The sequence below is a fragment of the Streptococcus pseudopneumoniae genome (assembly GCF_038148935.1).
GTDB lineage: Bacteria > Bacillota > Bacilli > Lactobacillales > Streptococcaceae > Streptococcus > Streptococcus pseudopneumoniae_U.
The window spans coordinates 1-21,122 of record NZ_JBBJZX010000030.1; the positions used below are offsets into that span (position 1 = coordinate 1).

Here is a 21,122-nt window from a genome sequence, read left to right on the forward strand (position 1 = left end):
AATCAGCTTCTTGATAACTTCGATTTTCAGGTAGGGTCAAATCTACATCCTCCTCCACATCGTCCACTGTCAATTCAACCATTTGAGGTAAATTTTTCAAACGATAATGCTTTTGCCTTTGACCTTCAATGCTAGCAAAATCAAGCAAATAGCCATTCACTCGGATTTGAACCAAAAGGAGATGATTGGTCATATTTTCCATGATGATAATATCTTCTAAACCACCTCTGGCACTAGGATAATCAGATACCCTGCGAATACGGATTTTTTCACACATGAGCAAGCTCCCTCATATCAATAATTTCATCTGCCTTATTCCAGACTAGGGGATTATGGGTTGCAATGATGATAATTCGATTTTCATCTTTCAAATCCACCAAGAGATTCATAACCTCCTCTGAATTTTCAGGATCAAGAGCTGCTGTTGGTTCATCTGCCAAAATCAAGGGTGGATTTTTCAAAATAGTCTTCGCAAGGGCAACTCGTTGGGCCTCTCCCCCAGATAAAGTATAAATTTTTTGATCTAAATCCAAATACCCTAAATTAACCTTTTCTAAAGCTTCCACTTGCCTTTCCAAACGTTCTACTTTTGAGATTTTCTGACCAACAAAACCCAAATCCAAATTCTCTTTGATTGATTGGTTTTCTAAAAGGCCGAAATTTTGAAAGAGATAGCCCATCTGGTCTCGAAAATACTCACGAGTGGGTATGGTTTTTAAATCTTTCCCCTGATAGAGAACCCTTCCACCATCTATCTTTTCTAGCTTTCCTAAGATATTCAGCAGAGTCGTCTTTCCACTCCCACTCTTACCGATTAAGGCATAGACCTTGCCCTTCTCCAGCTTGAGATTCAAACCAGAGAAAATCGCTCGGTCATTAAATTTCTTTTCCAATCCTTGAATATCAATCATCTTATTTTCCTTTCAATACTGCCATGCTACCGGCTTCTTCTTTTTTATCCTGCCTTACTAAAATCAAGAGGGCGTTAAGCGTAAACAAAGCTACAACTAGAGCGCTAATCAAACCATCTCTTGTCAAAACACTAGATAGGACTAGACCAAGCAAGAGAACTCCTCCTTGCGCCAGTAAGTACTTGCCATGAAGCTCATAGATTGTCATACCAGCAAGACGTTTAATCATGATCTCCCGTCTGAACTGCTCAAAATAGAGAAGATTCATGGAATCAAATAATAAAATAGCCGTAGACAGGGTCAAAATCGTCCCAATAAGGAGAGAGTAAAACTCCACCCGTTTGTCATTTAGTACCTTGGCAAAAAATAGCTGACTTTTTACCAAATAAGAGACCTTGTGATACAGACCTTGCTCTTTTAGAGTTGTGATGCTGTCTCCATATCGATCTAGTTTCAAGGCACTATTAGCCGTAGTTCCCCACAACATCCCTGCAACAGGTCTTGTTCCAGTCGCTTGCGGCGTTAAAACTACAATAATCGGATCTTTTAGATACTGGCGTGTCGTCTTGTACCCATCGTTATAGAGGAAACGTTCCTGTCCTGTTTCTGTAAAAGCTAGCCTTACCTGTGGGAGGTAGTGTTTCTGACTCGTCACCTCTACACTTTCAGATGAAAAATTTTGCAGGTAATCTGTAAATAATCCTTGATAGTAGGAAGACTGCTCTCGCAAGCTCTCAGGCAAGATCAGCCCAAACTCTCCCTCAGACAAGTTTTGCATCTTATCCATAAACTCTGAAGAAACGGTAATCTTTTCTTCTATCAGATAGCGCGGTGAGACATAGATAACATTCCCTGACGGGGTGTAGTCACTGAGACGATTGCCATCTAGGTCCACTTCTGCTCCATCTGAGAAATTGTCAACATTGCTCATAATATAAAAAGAGTCTGTATTGGCTAACCGTTCTTCAGTAAATGTCTGCCACTCGCGATTATCCTTACGCATTCCTTCTTCATCGGCAAATGCACTAGACCAACCAAAGGATAGACGGTAACGGTCTGAGGACTGGCTCCATTTATCACTTGCCTTCTCCATCTCCTGCATTTCACGGTAGTGGGGTAGGAGAGCAGTCGCACTCGATCCGACCACCAGTACGGCTAAGAGTTGCCCCACCATCATCAATGTCATCATACGTTTGAGAGGGAGTTTCCCTTTCAATAGATCCACCAGACTATTTTCCTGTAAACCAAGTAGATACACGACACTTAATAAGGTAGAAATCCCTACCAAGACCAATCCATAAAGCAAAAGACCAATGATGACCAGTTGCACCGTTGCCATAAACAAGGCACCTTGATACCAGAGAATCCCCAATCCCAAAAAACTGGATACCAGCACCGAGAAGATAAGCTGTCTCATATCTTCTAATACTGGTCTGAGAGCAACCCCAAACAAGCTCTCACCAGCTATTAAACGAATCCCTGCTTGACGGAGGGATTTTATCCGATAAATCAGAGTCAAACTCATAAAGGTCAGCAGAAAAATAGCTAAACTCAGTAGCACCATAGGGGTGACAGTCAATAGTAAGACTATCGAAAATGGATCTTCTCCATTCGAAACAAATCCTTGATAGCCAAGTTCTTTCAAGGTGGTCTGTAAGCTCACTCCATCCAAACTTCCTGACACAATCAAGTAAGAACCTAATAAATCACTCGTTTCTGCACTCTCCTCGGAGGAAATGGTCAAACCTTCTGGAAGTTCTCCCTGTCCATAAGTAGCATAGGTAAAGCGTGTTTCTCCAGCTTCATTTGGCTCAACGATTCGACGGGCGATGAGACTATTGTGCTCTACCGCCAAGTGACTCAAAGCCTCTGTCACCTCTTCGCGACCAGCTACTAGCTGGTTTAGCTCAGTACCCATCACGTCAACAGAGGGATAGTTACCAAATAAAATCTCTTCTCGATGGTCAACGGAAGTTATCACCATATAAAGCGATACCAATACCATTGAAATCAAAATAAATAAACGTTTCATCATTTCCTCCAAAAAGTTACTTGGTCACTTAGTGAGAAGGTGACCAAGTAAATCTAAACAATAGGGCTATACCATTCTAAACATTATAGTAGAATGCAACTTTCTCTCCCCAAGAAGTACGAATCCATGCACGAGAAGTCCCTCCAGCATCAGCATATCCCTTATCAGATGAACCAGTTTTTCTACTAACAACTGTTGAGCTATGATATTCTGAAGAGTGATAGTAGTTTGAGTAAGCACCTCCGTCACCTGAACCATACGTCCAGACACCACCATCTGGATACTTAACCGCGGCCGATACTACTGCTACACTTCCACCTAATGTTGCTGCAATGCTCGCTACAAGAGCTAATTTTTTAACTGTTTGTTTCATATTGATACTCCTCTATTTTTGATTACAAGATTGTTGAGTTATTTGCTCCTCTTTCCATTATCAACGTTGATACTATTATATTACTAAATGATATTCTAAAATTATTTGTTTTTCTCTAAATTGTCAAAACAGCGCCCTGAAATGAACTTTTATAGTCATTATACTCCATCTTTATCACACTATCAAGGTCATCAATGTCCTTAAAATCTAACTATTTTATATTATTTTTAGCTTATATATAAAAAAACAGTCCTAAAGACGAACTTTAGAACTGTTTCAAGACCAGAATAAGGACATTTTTGTCACTGCTTCACTATGTTTATAAATATTTTTTACATCCTCTTGCCATTCCTCTGTCAATTTCTTTACTAGAAATTCATCTCCAATTAGCTTCGCAAATGTTTTAGAAGACTGATAAAATGATTCAGCTAAACTAAAATCTCTTTCTTCTCTTAATGCTTGCTTCCACAAAAACATAAATACAAGAGGTTTCTTTTGATAATCTTGAGTTTTATCCATAATTTCTTGTAAACACGATAGATAATCATTAAAACAATCAGTTACTCCTACCTTTTCAAGACAACACATTCCTGAAATAAGAGTATCTCTAATTATAAAGAAGTTTTCTAATTGAGTTACCTTCTTCTGTTCTAAAAGGAAGAACATTAGCTTTTCGATTTGATTCACAAATTTGGCAAGATCTTTTCTAATGAGTATTTGATAAAAAAACAAACGAATCAACAACATATCATTTATTGAATAAACTTCTTTTTCTATAATCTGAGGCATATGTTCCTCAAGTATTAACTCTGCATATTCAGGCCTTCTAGTTCTAGAAGTATCTAAACACGCCTGCAATACTTCACATGATAATTGTTCTTCTTTAGGAAGATTATCAAAGTATGTTTTATAAATCTCTTCCAAACACGCTTCTTTCTTATCGTATTCCTCTTCTTTACCATAGATTGGTTCACGTAAAATCTGGTATTTCAATTCTAAATAAGCAGGAGGAAGAGCTGAAAAATCCGGCATAAGGCTATAAGCTGGAACTCCTAGCCGGCGAGCAATATAGTCTAACTTGGGCAAACTCGGTTGCGAAGCTCCACTTTCAATTCGCGACAGTTGACGAACTGTCAGTTCTTGCTCATCTCCACAAAAATCTGGGCGACTAATTCCTTTTTCTATCCGAATCTCTTTAATTTTTTGACCAATTAACATCAGACGCCTCCTCTTCTACCTGCTTCGAAAAATACTGTGAAACTTAAAAAATTGTAACGACTACATCTTTCCTACTCATAAGATTTCATAGCTTCTTCCACTTCCGCCAAGGTGATCCCAAACAACTCTAAGCGCTTGAGGAGTTGCTTGCCGTTGGAATAGCCGATTCGGAGAGCCTCTCCTAGATATTCTCGTCGCTTACGGCTGTCTGCCCCTGCTAAAAAACCAAGGCGAATCAAGTCGCTACGACTGATGTCAAACTGACTCTCATGTTCAAATTGTTCTGTCACCTGAGCTAGAGCCGTTTTCAAATCTTCATAGCTGGCATGCTCAATTCCCAGAGAACGTCCCTTTGTCTTGGACTTGGGAACAGCTTCATCTCGTTTGAGGAAGGCATGCTGAATCGTTGGAATGGCCGTCATAATCATGCGACGAATCCGCTCCCCATTAAAATCTGGGTCTGTAAAGACAATGACTCCATGGCGTTGGTGCAGGCGTTGAATCCGCTCTAGATCCTGGTCATTGATAGCAGAACCTCTGGTCTCATAGGTTTCCACATCAAAATAACGCTTGAGATTGGCCGTATCATCGCGACCTTCAACCACGATGACTTGGGAAATTTTCATTTTTTTCTTCGTCGACATATCTTTTCCCACTCACTTTGAACACTACTATCCATAAATTTTAATTGCGGAGCACTACCCTCAACTCTAGAATCCAATAAATCAAAAATATATCTAAGCTTTTGAGAAAAATTCAAAGAAGTTCCTACCAAAAATTCATTTCCTAGGCTATCTCTAACCATTAGATATTTATCAAATGTAGTGTTAACACCTTCCAGCGAATCTTCAAACGACAAGACACACGGAATGTTTAAAGTCGATCCATCAATTTTTGAAATAATTTTTTCAAATATAATTTCCATCATTTTAGATTGTTGTTCTATACCAATATAATCCTGTCCGTATAATCTAAAATCATATTTTCCAGTTTCATAATTTTTACGGGAAATTTCAATTGAGTTGACATCCGCTACTCCCGTTACTTCTAAGAGTGTCCAAATATCTATTTTTTTAACAATCAAACCTGTTTTTCTATAGCATTCGGAATACATATCAATATTGATTTTTGTTTTATTACCTCCCACAACCCAGTCTTGTTTTCCTTCATTCGAAATAATAATCAAATATTTCTTATCTTTAGTTACATTTGGGTTACATGTAATATAATCTAACGTATCTAACCAAAAAATTGCATCTGAATAATGTCTAGGTACTGATTTACCTCCTAAAAAAATTGTTCGGTTAGATTTTCCATCAATATCTTCATATCCCGGAGAAATGTTTGACTTATAACGCTCATTTATTGCTTCAGTATATCTACTCAAGATATCATCAGTGTAGTCTAATCCTAGCTTTACCTCATCTAGGAATTTCTCAATTACTCTCTTTATTTCATCGACACTAGTAGTTGATAATTTCCAATCAACTTTTTTTAATAGCTTATTTTTCTCCTCTACCAATTCATCATTTATCAACTTCAACTTTTCTTCATAATTTTTAATTTTATCTATATACTTTTTTTCAAAACTTGAAATTTGTTTGTACATAGATCTCATAGCATCATCTTTTTTATATTTTCCAATTTCATTAAAAAGATTATTATTTATGGTATTTTTTATTCTAAAATCTAATAGTTGATTTGACTCTTCAATGTCCGAAATTATTTTTTTTGCTTTTTTTACTTGTTCCTTCCGCTTATTTATGGTGTTTGATTCATTTTCTAAATATTCAATTTGTGTTACATATGGAATATAAACATCATTTTTTATTATATTGAACGAATCTACTATTTTATCGCCCAAAACATAATCTTTCAGAGGGAATAGTAAGCAATTATTATCAATTACAAAAATTGATTCTTTAATCATCTCATTTGTAAAATCTTTATTATATTCTTTAATAAAATTAACCATTATATTTTCTCCTTTAATACTTAATTCCAAAAATGCGCTCTGCATTTGCAATCGTTGCCATTGCTAACTCTTCTGTCGTCATGCCACGCAAATCCGCTATAAAGTCGACCACATAGCGCGTGTAGGCTGTTTTGTTTTCACGACCACGTTTAGGAACAGGAGCTAAGTAGGGAGCATCCGTCTCTACCAAAATCTTGTCCAAAGGAAGTTCTCTAGCCGCTTCTTGTATGTCAGTTGCCTTCTTGAAAGTCACCACTCCTGAGAAGGAAATAGTCATACCAAGCTCGACAAACTTCTCTGCCCATTCAAGAGTTCCTGAGAAAGAATGCATGATACCACCACGAGGACCAACTCCCTCGCTCTTGATAATCTCATAGGTATCTTCCAGCGCATCACGGGTATGGACAACAAAAGGCAAATCCAAGTCCTTAGACAGCTGAATCTGACGACGAAAAACCTGCTCCTGCACCTCTTTGGGCGCTGTCATCCAATGGTAGTCCAAGCCAATCTCACCCAAGGCAACTACCTTGGAATGCTTGAGCTTGTCAAGCAAGTAAGTTTCGACCTCATCTGTATAAGTACCAGCTTCTGTAGGATGCCAACCAATAGTTGCGTAGAGTTGGTCATACTCATCCACCAACTCCAAAGCACGCTCAATCGTCGGTTTATCAAAACCAACAATATTCATCTGCGTCACACCCATCTCAGCAGCCAAGGCAATTTCTTCTGCCTCACGACCTGCAAATTCTTCTACATTCAAGTGTGTATGTGTATCAAAAATCATCTCTTCTAACCTCATTTTCTATCTTCTATTATACCAAAAAAGAGGAGGGACACCCAATTTTTCGGTTTCCCTCCTCTCTTCCATAGAGAGCTATTCTGCTATCTTTTCTACTCGATATTGCCCATCTCCTGTCCCACAGTTAGAGACGAAATAGATTGACTATATTGATAGAATATCCCTATTCATCTAATACTCTTCGAAAATCTCTTCAAACCGTGTCAACGTCGCCTTGCCGTACTCAAGTACAGCCTACGGCTAGTTTCCTAGTTTGCTCTTTGATTTTCATTGAGTATAAAATACGTGATTATCTTGGGTTCTCACTTTTCTCACCCATCACTAGGATTGATGACTTCTCAAAATCCCCCTTATAATCTAACTTTAAGTAGAGAATAGAATTTTCTAGCTGTCCTATTTTCTACGTCTAGCCTTTCTTCCTAGCAAAGCAAAACCACTGGTTGCCGCCACTAGACCAAGACTAGCAAGTGCTGCACTTGATGCTGAACCTGTGTTAGGTAATTGTTTTCTAGCAGGTGACTGGTAGGTAACATCTTGCATTGTTCCTGCAGTTGCTTGCGGTGCACTTGTTGCCTGAGGAGCAGCATTAGGAGCCACTGGTCTCTTAGGAACTGTAACCATGGCAATGGCTTGCACTCCAATCGTTTCTGCTTCCTTCACATCTTCCACAGTTTCCGCATTTTCAATTTCTTTGAGAGCTGCTTGTTTTTCTGCTTCCACTCTTGCTAAAAGTTCTGCTTTTTCTTTATCAGAAAGCGGTGCGCCTTTGATTTCATCCTGCTTGTCCTTGGCAGCTTTTTCAATGGCATTTTTAGCTGATTCTTTTTCAGTAGCTAATTGCTTAGAAGCTTGTGATTGAGCTGGGTTTTGTGAACCTGTATTAGCTTGTCCGCCTGCCTGGCTACCACCGCCTGCATTCGCATTAGCATCTGAGCTTCCAGTATTGCCTCCATTATCTCCACCTGGTGTAGTTTCTGGCTTATACTCTGGTGTAGCTTCTTGAGTTACAGATTCACCTTTCGCAGATTGTTGAACTGTATCTTTCCCTAGAATCGTCACTACTGAACCATCTGGGAATGTGATTGTTGCTGTACCATCTCCGGCTACATTGATTGTCGCTCCATCTAATGCTGAACCATTTGCTTGTAAAATAGCAACCTTAACTTTTTCTTTTTCTTCATCTGTTAAATGAGTTATATCTTTTACATCTACTCTTTGAGCAGGCGCTTTAACAGTTGATTTTTCAGCAGTCGGTTTAGTGCTATCTTGTGCTTTTGGATCTTGTGCTACCAATTGATTTCCTGGAATTGTAATAGCTGAACCATCTTTAAAGACGATTGTTGCTGTGCCATCTCCAGCTACTTCAACTTTAACATCGCTTCCGAATCCATTTGCATCTACTACAGCTTTTTTAACAGCTTCTTTTTCTGCATCTGTTAATCTTGTAGCTTCTGCTACTTTTGTAGGGTTAGCTGGAATGATTACTTTAGTCTTCTCTGCGATTGTTGGTTGCTCTTGTGTTGAAGTTTCCTCTTTTTGAACTACTAGACTGGTTCCTGGAATTGTGTTTACTGAACCATCTGAGTATGTCAATGTCGCTGTTCCGTCTTTAGATACCTTAACATCTGTCGCCGCTGGGTTGGCTGCTTGTACTTTAGCTGTTACTGCAGCTTGTTCCTCAGGTGTTAAGCCATGAGCATTTCCAACTTCTGTAGTTGCTGGCACCACAGCTGGATTTTGCGCGGCTTGTGTTGAAGCTTCATTGTCAGTATCTTTGGCTACTACTAGACTGGTTCCTGGAATTGTGTTTACTGAACCATCTGAGTATGTCAATGTCGCTGTTCCGTCTTTAGATACCTTAACATCTGTCGCCGCTGGATTTGCTTCTTTAACCTTAGCTGCTACAGTATCTTGCTCCGCCTGTGTCAAGTTGTGAGTATTTTCAACAGGTACAAAGTTTCCTGGAACTTGCGCTGGGTTCTTCTCTGCATCTGTCTGAACTTTTGGAGTTTCTTGTTTACTTCCTTTTTCAACAAGTTTATCCCCTGGAATTGTATCTACAGATTTATCTGGATAGGTGATGACTACTGTTCCATCAGGTCTTACTTCTACCGTAGTTCCTGCTGGGAAGTTGTTCGCTTCCTCAACCGCTTTTTTAACCGTAGCTTGTTCTTCAGGTGTTAATTTCGTAGTATTTCCTACTTGTGTTTTTCCTGGGATAACCGGCTCGGTTCTTGACGCGATTGTTTCTGTCTCTTTGTTAGCTGGCGCTACTAATTTATCTTTAGAAATCGTATCGCTTGAACCATCTTTATATGTGATAACAGCTGTTCCATCTGGTTTTACTTCTACTGTTGTTCCATCTGGGAATGTGTTAGCTCCTTCGATGTTTTGACGAACTTGTTCTCTTTCTTCATCTGAAAGTTTTTCTGGATTTTCTACTTCCACTTTGTTTTCAGGAACTTTCGGCTCGAATTTAGATGCAATAGAGCCATCTGGTTGAACTTCATTTATCTTATGAATACCAGCTTCTTTCGCCGCATTGATTTCATCTTTAGATTGACCTTTGTTGATGTCTTCAATCGCTTTATCTTTGACCTTATTGATTTCTTCGATAGCTTTTTGTTTCGCTTCGTCTGATAAATCTTTATTGTTCTTGATTTCGTTAATGCGTTTTTGAGCTTCTTCTAGTATTTCAGCTTTTGCTTTCGCTTTTTCTTCATCAAGGTTTGTTACATCTGGTTTCTTAACTTCTGTATCAGCTTTTGGATCATATTTTTCAATATTTTCTTTTGCTTGATCTGCAATTTGCTTAGCTGTTCCTGCTGATGATGCTTCGTCAATAGCTTTGTTAGCTTCATCTTTAGCTTTATTGATTGCTTCTTCAGCTTTTTGTTTTTGCTCTTCAGTTAAGTCCTTATTGTTCTTGATTTCGTCAAGTTTTTTCTTAGCAGCTTCTTCTACTTGTTTTTTAGCATCTTCTTTCGCCTTAGCAAGATCATTATCTTTATCAGCTGTGCCTAAAGAATCAACTACTTCAACCGGTACTTTTACAGTTACTTTGCTACCATCCGCTAGGGTTACTTCCACCTCTGCTTCTTTAGTTCCCGCTTCTGTTGTAGTTGGTTTAAAAGTGATTTTCGCTGTTAGTCCATCAGCTAGTGCTAATTGTTTTAGGATGTCTTCGTCAGTTAAGTCTTTACCTTTTTCTACAGTTACTTTTCCGGATACTAAAGCAGTTTGTAAGTCTAACTCTGGTTTAAAGATACTTGTTGATTGCCCTTTAGCAGTTTGTACTACTACATCTTCTTTTGGTAGATTTCCGTTTGGAGTCTCAACATTTCCTTGATCATCAACCTTGACATCGTCCTTGTTTAAGCCTGGATTTGCTTCAACAATAGCTTTCTTAACATCTTCTTTTTCTTTGTCTGTTAAGTTATTCGAATCTTTAACTCCTACAGGTGTGACAGGTTTCTTCAAGGCTGGAGTGACTACATCTTTTGCTGGTAAATTACCTTTTGGTGTTTCAACATTACCTTGACCATCAACCTTAACATCATCCTTGTTTAAGCCTGAATTTGCAGCTACAACAGCATCCTTAACAGCGTCTTTTTCTGCTTCTGTTAAGTTTTTAGGATCTTTAACTTCTACAGGTGTGACAGGTTTCTTCAAGGCTGGTGTTACAACTTCTCCTGCTAGTAAATTACCTCTTGGCGTTTCAACATTGCCTTGACTATCAACCTTGACATCGCCCTTGTTTAAGCCTGGATTCGCAGCTACGATAGCATCCTTAACAGCGTCTTTTTCTGCTTCTGTTAAGTTATGGACATCTTTAACAGGGACAAGATTTGTCGGTTTTTTCAAGGCTGGTGTCACTACATCCTCTGCTGGTAAATTACCTTTTGGTGTTTCAACATTGCCTTGATCATCAACCTTAATATCTTTATCTGTTAAACCTGGATTATTTTTAATAATCTCTTCTACAATCTTAGCTTTCTCTGGTTCTGTCAGTTTAGATGGGTTGACAACTTCAACTGGGGTTGTTGGTTTATTCAAGGTAGAAGTTACAACATCTTTTGCCGGTAAGTTGCCTTGTGGTGTTGTCACATTTCCTTGATCATCGACTTTGACTTTATCCTCAGTTAAACCTGGATTTGCCTCTACAACAGCTTTCTTAACCGCTTCTTTTTCTTTAACTGTTAGGCTATTTGGATTTTCTACTTCAACAAGTTTATTTGGTTTATTTAAGACTGTTGTGACAACATCTTCTTTTGGTAGATTTCCTTTTGGAGTTGTTACACTGCCATCAGGATTTACTGTTACATCATCTTTGTTTAAGCCTGGATTTGCAGCTGCGACAGCATCCTTAATGTCTTCTTTTTCTTTATCTGTTAAAGCATTAGGATTTCCAACTACAACTGGTGTTGTTGGTTTCTTCAGGGCTGGAGTTACTACATCTTTTGCTAGTAATTTATCACCATTCTTAGTTGTTACATTACCTTTGTCATCGACTGTAATATCATCTTTGTTTAGACCAGGATTTGCGTCAGCCACAGCTTTCTTAACTGCTTCTTTTTCTTCATCTGTTAAATGATTTGGATCAGCTACTACGACTGGTGTCGCTGGTTTATTCAAAGCTTGAGTAACAACTTTTTCTGCTTCCAAGTATCCTTTAGGAGAAGCTACATTTCCTTGATCATCCACATAAACTTCAGATTCTTCTAGTTGAGGGTTAGTCGCCACAATCGCTTTTTTAACAGCTTCTTTCTCTTCATCTGTTAAATGATTGATATCTGTAACCTTAACCTTTTCTTTTGGTGGAGTTAACTTTCTCTTAGCTGTTTCTGTAATATCTTGTGGAGTATGAACAGCAGCAATTTCTTGTCTACCTTTTTCTGTTGCCGATGCTATAGCTTCTGGTGAAGTTGCATTATTGATGTTTTCTTCGTGTTTTGCTTTAAGGTCATCAACTTGTTTCTTCAATGCTTCCTTTTCTTTTTTAGATAATGCATTGTCTTCATCAATTTCAGCTTTTTCAGCATCTGCAGCTTTTGTTAGATCAGCTTTTGCTTTTTCCTTATCAGTTGCTTTTCTTACAGGTACTTCGATTTCATCTTTTGATCCGTCACCATAAGTAACTTCTACTACAACTACTTTCTTACCTGCATTTGCTCCTGTTCCTTCCACAATTTCCCCGTCATTTTTAACTTGTTTGTCTGTCGGTTGTGGTTGTCCTTCTGGTACTACTACAGCTTCTGTAATTGCTTTTTTATCTGCTTCCGCTACCTTTTTATCTGTAGCCGGATCGACACTTACTGGTACTTCTCCTGCTGTAACTGTTGGAGTTGATTTATCCGCATCTGTTTGGTGCACTTCATCGATTGCTTTCTTACCTGCTTCTGTTGCTTTTGCTACTTCGTCAGTTGTTTGTGCTTTATCGATATTTGCTTCTTGTTCTTTCTTAACTTTATCTACTTCTGCTTTCTTGTCTGCTTTTTGTTGATCTGTTAAGTTTTTATCTGCTTCAATTTCTGCTTTTTCTTTGTTAGCCGCTTCTGTTAAGTCCGCTTTTGCTTTCTCTTTAGCTTTGTCTAATGCTTTTTCTGTTTCAGTTTTCGCTTCTACAGTCTTAGATGCTGGAAGTTCATTTTGTGATTTATCAGAATAAGTTACTGTTACTTTTCCTGTACTGTCTACTGAAATTTGATTATCAGTTAAGTTTGTGTTTGCTTTCTTAACTGCTGCTTTAACGGCTGCTTTTTCATCTTCTGATAAATTAGATACATCATTAACTTTTACTTTTTCTGGATCATTTAGTGGAGATTTCGCAGCATCAGTTCCTTCTACTGGGACTTCTACTGTTCTTGTAATACCATCATGAGTGACTGTTACTGGTACTACTTTCTTATCGCCTTTTTCTGCAATAGCTCCATACTCTACAGTATAAGTATCATCTAAAGCATTACCGTTTGCTGTTACTTTAGCTTTTACTGCATCTTTATCAGCTTCAGCTAATTCCGCATCTGCTTTAGGTTCTACAGAGATTTTTGCTGCTCCATCTTTCACTCCTAAAGTGAAGTCTTCCGCTTTACCTGATAATGCTAAACGCGCTTGTTTTAGCGTAGCTAGAGCTTCATCCACTTGCGGTTGAGTAGCATCTTGCTTATCGTACACTTCTTTAGCTTTTGCTAAAGCATCATCGTAAGCTTTTTTCTTATCTGCACTTGTTTCTTTAGCATAAGCTGGTGATTTTTTAACAGCATCATCTGTGTTCAAGTCAATTTCTGCTTTCAAAGCATCTTTCGATACAGGCACTGCAACATCTTGTCCTGTTAAATCTTTAATTGCTTTTGCTAGATTATCAATTAGAGTAGCTACTTCTGATGTGCCCGCCGCATTTTCTGGTTCAGCTGTTGTTTTGTCAGCTACTTTTGAAGCAGCAGCATTTGCTGTGTCAAAAGCATCTTTCTTATCTTGAGCAGCTGTATTATATTTTTCAGACCCTTTAACTTCTTTAGCTTTTTCTACTAATTTTTGTAGAGAATCCATCTTAGAATCTAAACCTTGAGCAATTGACACAATATTATCTACTTCAGCTTTGTTTCCTGCAGCATCAACTTGTGTTTTCAATTCTGCTTTTTGAGCAGCATTTAAATGTTCAAGTGCATCGATTTTTGCTTTTGCTGTATCACGATACGCTTTTACTTCCGCATCCTTCACAATATCTTCCAATTGATCTCTTGTTGTTGCTGCATCAATTTGTTTCTTATACTCATCTCTTTGAGCATCTGTTAGACCAGGAACTTGATCGATTTTCTTCTTATACTCATCTTTTAAAGCATCAGTTTTAGCTTTTTCAGCATCATGCGCTTTTTTAGAGACTTGAGATTGAGCTTCTCCAATAATCTTAGTGATTTCAGCTTGTGAAGGTGCATTCTTAATTCTTTCTTTATATGCATCAGCTGTTGGATCAGTTAAATATCCCGCTTTACCATCTTTTTTATCGATTTCATCGATAATTGCTTTCGCTTTTTCTTTCGTTTTTTCTAATGCTTCATCTAAAATCTTATCAATAAGTCCTTTAGTATGTTCAATAGGGGTAGCAGTTCCTTCTGTTGGGTCTGTCATTACTACTGCCGATACTTTGTCAGTTAACTCTTTCTTCTGTGCATTTGTTAAATAAGGATTGTTATTGATTGCTTCCTTAGTATCACGTTTTTTAGCTTCTAAAGCTTTTTCATTACTTGAATTTTTTGCAATAGCATTATTCACAACAGCATTTAAGTCATCTTGTGTAGTTTTCGATGCTAATTCAGTTTTGAAGTTTTGTTTTTCTTTTGGTGATAAGTAAGTCAGATTATCAATTGCCTTTTCAGCATCTTGTCTAGCCTCATCAATATTAAATGTTTTTTGAGGTTTTTGTTTAAATAAATGTTCTTTAGGAATATTAACACCTATAGGAGTTGATCCTCTATAGATAGATCCTATCCCCGTTCTCTTATCTATTTCTAATCTCTTATTTTTAAAATCTTCAGACGTCTTCGAAGGATCTCCTACTGCTGTAATAACATCCTCATCAAATGCGTCTTTGCCTATTGTCATATTATTAACTGCATAGAATTTTGATTTTGCACTTTCAACATCTGTATCTTTAAGATTATTAATATCATCTACTTCATACGGATTTTTTAAATACTTATAATCTCCAACTGTAGCTGGAGTTGTTTCATTGTTATTAATCTGTGGTCTTTCATAAACCAGTGATGTTCCTGGAATTTCATCAATTGTGTTATCCGCATATCTTATTGTTGCTTTTCCATCTGCACCAATTTCAATACTTGTTTCTTCATCACTAAACAAGTTCTCAACTAATTTGTTTTTAGCTGTTCTATGAACTGTTGTTACATTGTCTTTATTTGCTTCTAAAATTTTTGCTTTTATCGTATTCTTTTCTTCGGTTGTTAAACTTTTCGGATTAGTCACTGCAATACGACTTGGTACATCTGGTTCAAAAATTTCATTTAATTTATATAAACTTGGAACAGGTGCTAATACCGTTTTGTAATGTTGCATCATTCGAGCGATTCCAACCCTAAATCCTGCTCCGAATTCTAAAGTACGACGGTCATTACCAAATGTTGGATCAGCAACTTCATATACAGCTGTTATCGTAGCTCTTTCAATTCCTCCACGTTCCCAGTCAACATAAATTGTTTTTGTATCCGTACGGAATTTTTCAAAAAGAGCTTGTTCAGATGCATTGTCAGATACTCTATCTCCGATATGATACCAAAACTTATCAGCAAAACTTCCGCTCCATTCACGGTAAGGTTCACCTGTTGTTTCATTATATGATTCCCACTTAGTGTCATTCCCGTGGAAATCAGGTGTTGTATAAGCTCTATTGATGTCATCTTCTGTTTGGAAACGTGAATTAATCGAATTTGATAACGAACCGAATTTTTTATTTCTATTCCAGCTTTCCATTACATAAACTGGTCGCCCGTCATTTTTCTTTAGTGTAATTTCTTTAGGTTCTTTTAATCCTATCGGTGTTGTGAACCAGAAACGCGGACGGTGTCCTCCAAATCCAGCTACACGCTCCCCATCAGCTCCACCATTATAAGTATAAGTTACTTTAACAATTGGATTTTCTCGAGTGTATTCTGACCAGTCTACATCGATTCCAATTTCTTTGTCTACATTTACTTTTGATCCGATTTCAATACCATCTGCACTTTCGGGAGTCTCTCCAGAATTAGAATATAACGATACAATACCGTCTTCGCCATTTAATTGTTTAAATGCCGCATCTACAATGTTCGGATTTATAGCTACCCCAACTAAAGATGCCCCAATCAAACACGACGCTGCTCCAAAGCTAAACTTTCTAATCGAAAATTTTTCCACACGCTGCCACATCTGCTTAGAGCGTTTCTGAGTTCTCTTGTACTTCATTCTTTGATCTCCATTTTTTATTTTTATTTCTTCTTATTCAAAAATCCGATAAATAGTAATGATATTTTATTATAATATTTTCGTTTTAGGCGATAAGAATCTACGTACATTATAGCATGAAATCCCCCCCCCGTCCACTTTTAGCCTAATTTTTTTCATTAATTAGAATGCGGAGAAATTTTCCCTATTTGCTATTTTTTTATTTATAATCGCTTATACCGTTTTATGAGTTTTAATTGGTTTTTATCTAAGAATATAACATAATCCATTTGAGGTATCTCGAACCCTCCCCACCTCCACTTTATTCCGAACAAAACCATCATCCCTGCTTGACGATGCCCCTCCAAAGCAGTATAATAGCACTTATTGAAATTTTCAGAAAAGGAAATGACCATGTTTACAAAATTAAAACAGACCTTTATCGGTCGTCCTCTTAAATCCTTAACAGAAGGCGAGGGAGGGCTGCTGGGAAAAATGCAGGCACTAGCCATGTTGTCAAGCGACGCTCTATCCTCCATTGCCTATGGACCTGAGCAAGTAGTCCTCGTCTTGGCTAGTCTCTCTCCACTTGCTATATGGTGGAGCCTCCCTATCGGCCTTTTTGTCCTCCTACTCCTAGCTAGTTTAACCGTTTCCTATCGTCAAATCATCCACGCCTATCCTCAAGGAGGAGGGGCCTATATGGTTACTCGAGAAAATCTATCTCCCGAGCTAGGCTTGATTGCTGGAGGCAGTCTGCTGGTTGACTATATGCTGACTGTGGCGGTATCGGTATCATCTGGAGCTGATGCTATTACAGCAGCCCTCCCTGCCCTCCACCCTTACAACCTTCACATCTCCATTTTTCTAGTTTGCTTACTCATGCTCTTGAATTTACGGGGCTTAAAAGAATCTGCCAGTTCACTGATGATTCCCGTCTATCTCTTTATCATCAGTACTGTCTTTCTCTTGCTCTATGGAATCTTTCAACTAATGACAGGATCTCTCAGCTATCAGGCGACTTCTCCTATTGGACATGCCGTCCCGAGCCTGTCTATCGTTCTCATTCTAAGAGCCTTTACCAGTGGTTCTGCCTCTCTAACAGGGGTTGAAGCTATTTCAAATGCCGTTCCCTTTTTCAAGTCTCCAAAAGAAAAGAATGCCGCTCAAACCTTGACCATCATGTCACTGATTTTAGGATTTCTTTTTGCTGGTATTACCTTCCTAAACTACTGGATGGGGATTATGCCTCAACACGGAGAAACTATTCTTTCACAGATGGCTCAAGGAATCCTTGGTGATTCTTTCTTAGGTCACCTTGGCTATTATATCTTCCAATTCTCCACAGCCTTGATTTTAGCCGTAGCTGCAAATACCGGCTTTTCAGCCTTCCCTATGCTGGCCTACAATATGGCTAAAAACAAGTACATGCCTCATCTCTTTATGGAAAAAGGAGACCGACTAGGCTACTCCAACGGAATCTTAACTCTGGCATTTGGGGCTATGATTCTTCTTCTCATTTTTAATGGTAATACCGAACGTTTGATTCCTCTCTATACTATCGGTGTCTTCGTTCCATTTGCCCTTTCTCAGACTGGGATGATTCGCCATTGGAAAAAAGAAAAAGGAGCAAATTTCTTAAAACCTGCCCTTGCCAATATCCTTGGTGCCATCATTTGCTACGCTATCGTGCTGATCCTGCTCTTTTTCCGTCTCAGTGATATCTGGCCTTTCTTCCCGATTATTCTCGTACTCACCCTACTTTTCTTGGCCATTCACAGTCATTACCAAAAAGTGGCCCAACAACTGCGTCTCTATGAAGGAATCGAAAAACGTACCTACGATGGCAATCTTGTCCTCGTTCTAGTAGGAAATGTCACCCGTGTAAGCGTTGGAGCTATTAACTACGCCCAAAGTATCGGAGATGAAGTCTTAGCCATGCACATTTCTACTAAGGAAACAGCAGAGAAAGACCAAGAAATTCTCCAAGAATTTGCCGATTACTTCCCAACCATTACCCTGAAAAACATCAAGACCAGCTACCGTGACATCATCACCCCTACTGTCAAGTATGTCAAACGAATCTCTGAGGATGCTCAGAAAAAGAACTATACAGTCACCGTCCTTGTACCCCAGTTTATCCCTAATAAACCTTGGCAAAATATCCTGCACAATCAAATGAGCCTCAAACTCAAATACGCCCTTCGTTGGCACCAGGACGTCGTTGTCGCTAGCTACTCCTATCACTTAAAAGAATAAAGAAAAGGCCCTACCAGAAGCAAGAAGCTCTGGTAAGGCCTTTTTCTGAATCCAGCCACTATGCTTATACTCAATGAAAATCAAAGAGCAAACTAGGAAGCTAGCCACAGGCTGCTCAAAGCACTGCTTTGAGGTTGTAGATGAAACTGACGAAGTCAGTAACTATACCTACGGTAAGGCAACGCTGACGTGGTTTGAAGAGATTTTCGAAGAGTATTAACTGAAAAGCATGACTAGGAATACTATTGAATATGGTTAACTAAATCTTCCTGAGCTTTTTTATTTGACTCAGCTTTTTCTTTTAACCATTTTTCATAGAGTTCTTGGTACTGTTTAGCAGTGACTGGCTCTTTTTGCAATTCAACATATTTATAGTTGTCTGCATCTCCTTTGTGTCCAACGAATGAGAACGGACCTGTAAACGGTACAGTCTTGCGGAAGATTGGGTTAGCTCCACCACTTTGAACTGGTAGGAAGAGGGCACTATCTGTCAACCAAGCTTGGGCTTCAGCATATTTTTCATAGCGAGCCTGAGTATCAGTGATTTCAGCGTCGGCCTGATCCAAGAGTTTCTTGTAGTCAGAAAGACCAATCTTGTCCTTCACTTCCTTGTCTTTTCCTTCAGACAAGCCCATATTTTTCAACTGAGAACCTGTCTCTGGATCTAGAATCGCTAGGTAAGTCTTAGGATCTGAGTAGTCTCCACCCCATCCTGAGATGTCGATGTCATAGTCTTTTTGTTCTGCTGTATCTGCGAAATAGGTTGCCTGATCTTTTTCGTCTGGAGAAAGTTGGATAACATCGATAACTACATTATCCTTACCAAGAGTTTCTTCCACTGTTTGCTTGAAAGATCCAGCCTGTTGCACATCTAGCTTAGCAGTCTGGTCAACTGGCATATCCAAATGAATTGGGAAGGTTACTCCCTGTGCTTGCAGGCTTTCTTTGGCCTTCGCAAATTTCTCTTTGGCCTTGTCAGGGTTCAAGAAGGCTTGCTTACCATCGTTTAGGTTGATATTGGCCCAATCCTTACCGTAGTTGATAATTTTTTCATTGACAATATCACCAAAGTTCTTATCGCCAACTTGGACAAAGTTACTTGGTGTAACCGTGTTACGCAAGATACGGTCTGCTCCATCTTCACCATTTGTTTGCGCTGCATAAGCATGACGGTCAAAGGCAAAGTTGATAGCCTGACGGAAATCTTTATTCTGCATAGCTGCGCGTGCATCTGTCTTTTCCTTATCAGACTGTTTCATAGTCTGCTTGTAGCTTTGGCGATTGACGTTGAAAAGATAGTAGAAGGTAACTGAGTTTTGTGGTGTATAGGTAATCTTGTCCTCATTTCCCTTCTTGAGTTCAGCAAAGACTGAGCTGGTTGGGAAAATACGACCATCTGTATAGTTGCCTTCCAAGAATCCTCTTGCAATGCTGTCTTGGTCAGATCCGTCAAAGAAAGAGAGTTTCACTTTCTCGATTTTAACATTGTCCTTATCCCAGTAATTAGGATTTTTGTCAAATTCAATCAAAGATTTTGAGGTGAAGGACTTAAACAAGTAAGGACCATTTGACAAGATACTTGATGGTGTCACACTTCCAAAGTCATCTCCCTTAGACTTCAAGAAAGCTTCATTTACAGGACTAAGAATACTTGCTGTTGTTTTAGAGTTCCAATAAGTCTCTGGTTGAATGAGTGTGTATTGGAGGGTGTAATCATCCACTGCCTTCACACCAACAGTTCCAAAATCAGATGATTTCCCTTCAACATAGTCTGCTAGCCCCTTGATAGAGTCCTGTACCAAGTACAAGTTTTCAGCTTTTTTATCAGCCGCATACTTAAGACCTGTCACAAAGTCATGAGCCGTTACATCCGCATACTCTTCTCCTTCAGAAGTGTACCATTTAGCTCCCTGACGGATTTTATAAGTATAAGTCAAACCATCTTTTGACACTGTCCATGACTCAGCCATAGATGGAATGAGATTGCCATACTGGTCGTTTTCCAACAAACCATCAATCAAGTTGGTTGTGATACTAGATGTAGAGTCTCGTGTAGAGGTAATGTAATCCAAGGTGTCTGGGTTGTTGACAAAGATATAAGAGTAAGTCTTGTCTGCATTACTTGATTGGGAAGACCCACATGCTGCTAGAGCTAGACCTGCTGTCAAAGCCATAGCTCCAAAAAGCATAACTTTTGATTTCTTCATGATTATTCTCCATTTTTTACAGTATGTGAAATATTATACACCATTTGAGCAAAAATATAAAGCCTTTTTGAACTTTTTTACAAAAATAAAAATCAGTAGACTCGAGTTCCTACTGATTTTTGTTATGGTTCGTTTGGATTATGCAGCCAAAACTTTGCGTCCTTTACGACGACGAGCTGCCAATACGCGACGACCGTTTTTAGTTGACATACGGTTACGGAATCCGTGTTTGCGCGCACGACGAAGTTTACTTGGTTGATAAGTACGTTTCACGATGAATACCTCCTCATAGATTTTGTATTCGTTTAGCCGGCTATAAAGTGATCAGTTACTAAACATACTTTACTATTCTATCTGATTCTTTCACTTTTGTCAATAGCTCAAGGCAAATGTTTACTGCTTTTTCAAATG

11 protein-coding genes and 2 pseudogenes are annotated in these 21,122 nt (G+C 38.6%); 1 reads left to right on the forward strand and 12 read right to left on the reverse strand.

Annotated features, from left to right (window positions below; genetic code table 11):
* The 10 genes and pseudogenes from WKI42_RS04765 to WKI42_RS11075 all read right to left on the reverse strand — a co-directional run.
* Positions 1 to 277: hypothetical protein (locus tag WKI42_RS04765; protein WP_368081311.1), on the reverse strand; the 277-nt coding region annotated here is incomplete at its 3' end.
* On the reverse strand, positions 270 to 911 hold the full coding sequence (locus tag WKI42_RS04770; protein WP_368081312.1) for an ABC transporter ATP-binding protein: 642 nt from the start codon (positions 909 to 911) through the stop codon (positions 270 to 272). The genes WKI42_RS04770 and WKI42_RS04765, both read right to left, overlap by 8 nt.
* A 1-nt stretch (position 912) precedes the next feature.
* The gene (locus WKI42_RS04775) at positions 913 to 2,943 is read right to left on the reverse strand and encodes a bacteriocin-associated integral membrane family protein (RefSeq protein ID WP_368081313.1); all 2,031 of its coding nucleotides are present in this window, start codon (positions 2,941 to 2,943) and stop codon (positions 913 to 915) included.
* A gap of 76 nt (positions 2,944 to 3,019) precedes the next feature.
* Complete coding sequence (locus WKI42_RS04780) at positions 3,020 to 3,316, reverse strand: lactococcin 972 family bacteriocin (RefSeq protein ID WP_261021324.1); 297 nt, start codon at positions 3,314 to 3,316, stop codon at positions 3,020 to 3,022.
* Positions 3,317 to 3,592: 276 nt separating this feature from the next.
* Positions 3,593 to 4,534 (reverse strand): XRE family transcriptional regulator, encoded by a 942-nt coding sequence (locus tag WKI42_RS04785; RefSeq protein ID WP_368081314.1) that lies wholly within the window; start codon positions 4,532 to 4,534, stop codon positions 3,593 to 3,595.
* Between the two features lie 71 nt (positions 4,535 to 4,605).
* The gene (gene rnmV / locus WKI42_RS04790; protein ID WP_440581616.1) at positions 4,606 to 5,178 is read right to left on the reverse strand and encodes a ribonuclease M5; all 573 of its coding nucleotides are present in this window, start codon (positions 5,176 to 5,178) and stop codon (positions 4,606 to 4,608) included.
* Positions 5,157 to 6,509, reverse strand: a complete 1,353-nt coding sequence (locus tag WKI42_RS04795; RefSeq protein WP_368081316.1) for a PIN-like domain-containing protein — start codon at positions 6,507 to 6,509, stop codon at positions 5,157 to 5,159. Before WKI42_RS04795 ends, rnmV begins: the two co-directional genes overlap by 22 nt.
* 13 nt (positions 6,510 to 6,522) lie before the next feature.
* The gene (locus WKI42_RS04800) at positions 6,523 to 7,293 is read right to left on the reverse strand and encodes a TatD family hydrolase (RefSeq protein ID WP_368081319.1); all 771 of its coding nucleotides are present in this window, start codon (positions 7,291 to 7,293) and stop codon (positions 6,523 to 6,525) included.
* Between the two features lie 408 nt (positions 7,294 to 7,701).
* Positions 7,702 to 13,227: pseudogene (locus tag WKI42_RS04810) on the reverse strand (DUF1542 domain-containing protein); the annotation flags it as partial.
* Between the two features lie 189 nt (positions 13,228 to 13,416).
* Positions 13,417 to 16,266: pseudogene (locus tag WKI42_RS11075) on the reverse strand (YSIRK-type signal peptide-containing protein); the annotation flags it as partial.
* Between the two features lie 393 nt (positions 16,267 to 16,659).
* Here WKI42_RS11075 and WKI42_RS04815 point away from each other — a divergent pair.
* Positions 16,660 to 18,504, forward strand: a complete 1,845-nt coding sequence (locus WKI42_RS04815) for an APC family permease (RefSeq protein WP_368081317.1) — start codon at positions 16,660 to 16,662, stop codon at positions 18,502 to 18,504.
* Positions 18,505 to 18,746: 242 nt separating this feature from the next.
* Here the strand turns inward: WKI42_RS04815 and WKI42_RS04820 are convergent, their stop codons facing one another.
* Positions 18,747 to 20,711: a peptide ABC transporter substrate-binding protein gene (locus WKI42_RS04820; RefSeq protein ID WP_368081318.1), complete on the reverse strand. Its 1,965-nt coding sequence runs from the start codon at positions 20,709 to 20,711 to the stop codon at positions 18,747 to 18,749.
* 138 nt (positions 20,712 to 20,849) lie between these two features.
* On the reverse strand, positions 20,850 to 20,984 hold the full coding sequence (gene rpmH / locus WKI42_RS04825) for a 50S ribosomal protein L34 (RefSeq protein ID WP_000831905.1): 135 nt from the start codon (positions 20,982 to 20,984) through the stop codon (positions 20,850 to 20,852).
* Positions 20,985 to 21,122: the final 138 nt, after the last annotated feature.

Coding starts and splice junctions, on each gene's coding strand:
- WKI42_RS04815 (WP_368081317.1), top strand. CDS start 16,660: ATGTTTACAAAATTAAAACAGACCTTTATCGGTCGTCCTCTTAAATCC.
- WKI42_RS04795 (WP_368081316.1), bottom strand. CDS start 6,509: ATGGTTAATTTTATTAAAGAATATAATAAAGATTTTACAAATGAGATG.
- WKI42_RS04775 (WP_368081313.1), bottom strand. CDS start 2,943: ATGAAACGTTTATTTATTTTGATTTCAATGGTATTGGTATCGCTTTAT.
- WKI42_RS04780 (WP_261021324.1), bottom strand. CDS start 3,316: ATGAAACAAACAGTTAAAAAATTAGCTCTTGTAGCGAGCATTGCAGCA.
- WKI42_RS04785 (WP_368081314.1), bottom strand. CDS start 4,534: ATGTTAATTGGTCAAAAAATTAAAGAGATTCGGATAGAAAAAGGAATT.
- rnmV (WP_440581616.1), bottom strand. CDS start 5,178: ATGTCGACGAAGAAAAAAATGAAAATTTCCCAAGTCATCGTGGTTGAA.
- WKI42_RS04820 (WP_368081318.1), bottom strand. CDS start 20,711: ATGAAGAAATCAAAAGTTATGCTTTTTGGAGCTATGGCTTTGACAGCA.
- WKI42_RS04800 (WP_368081319.1), bottom strand. CDS start 7,293: ATGATTTTTGATACACATACACACTTGAATGTAGAAGAATTTGCAGGT.
- WKI42_RS04770 (WP_368081312.1), bottom strand. CDS start 911: ATGATTGATATTCAAGGATTGGAAAAGAAATTTAATGACCGAGCGATT.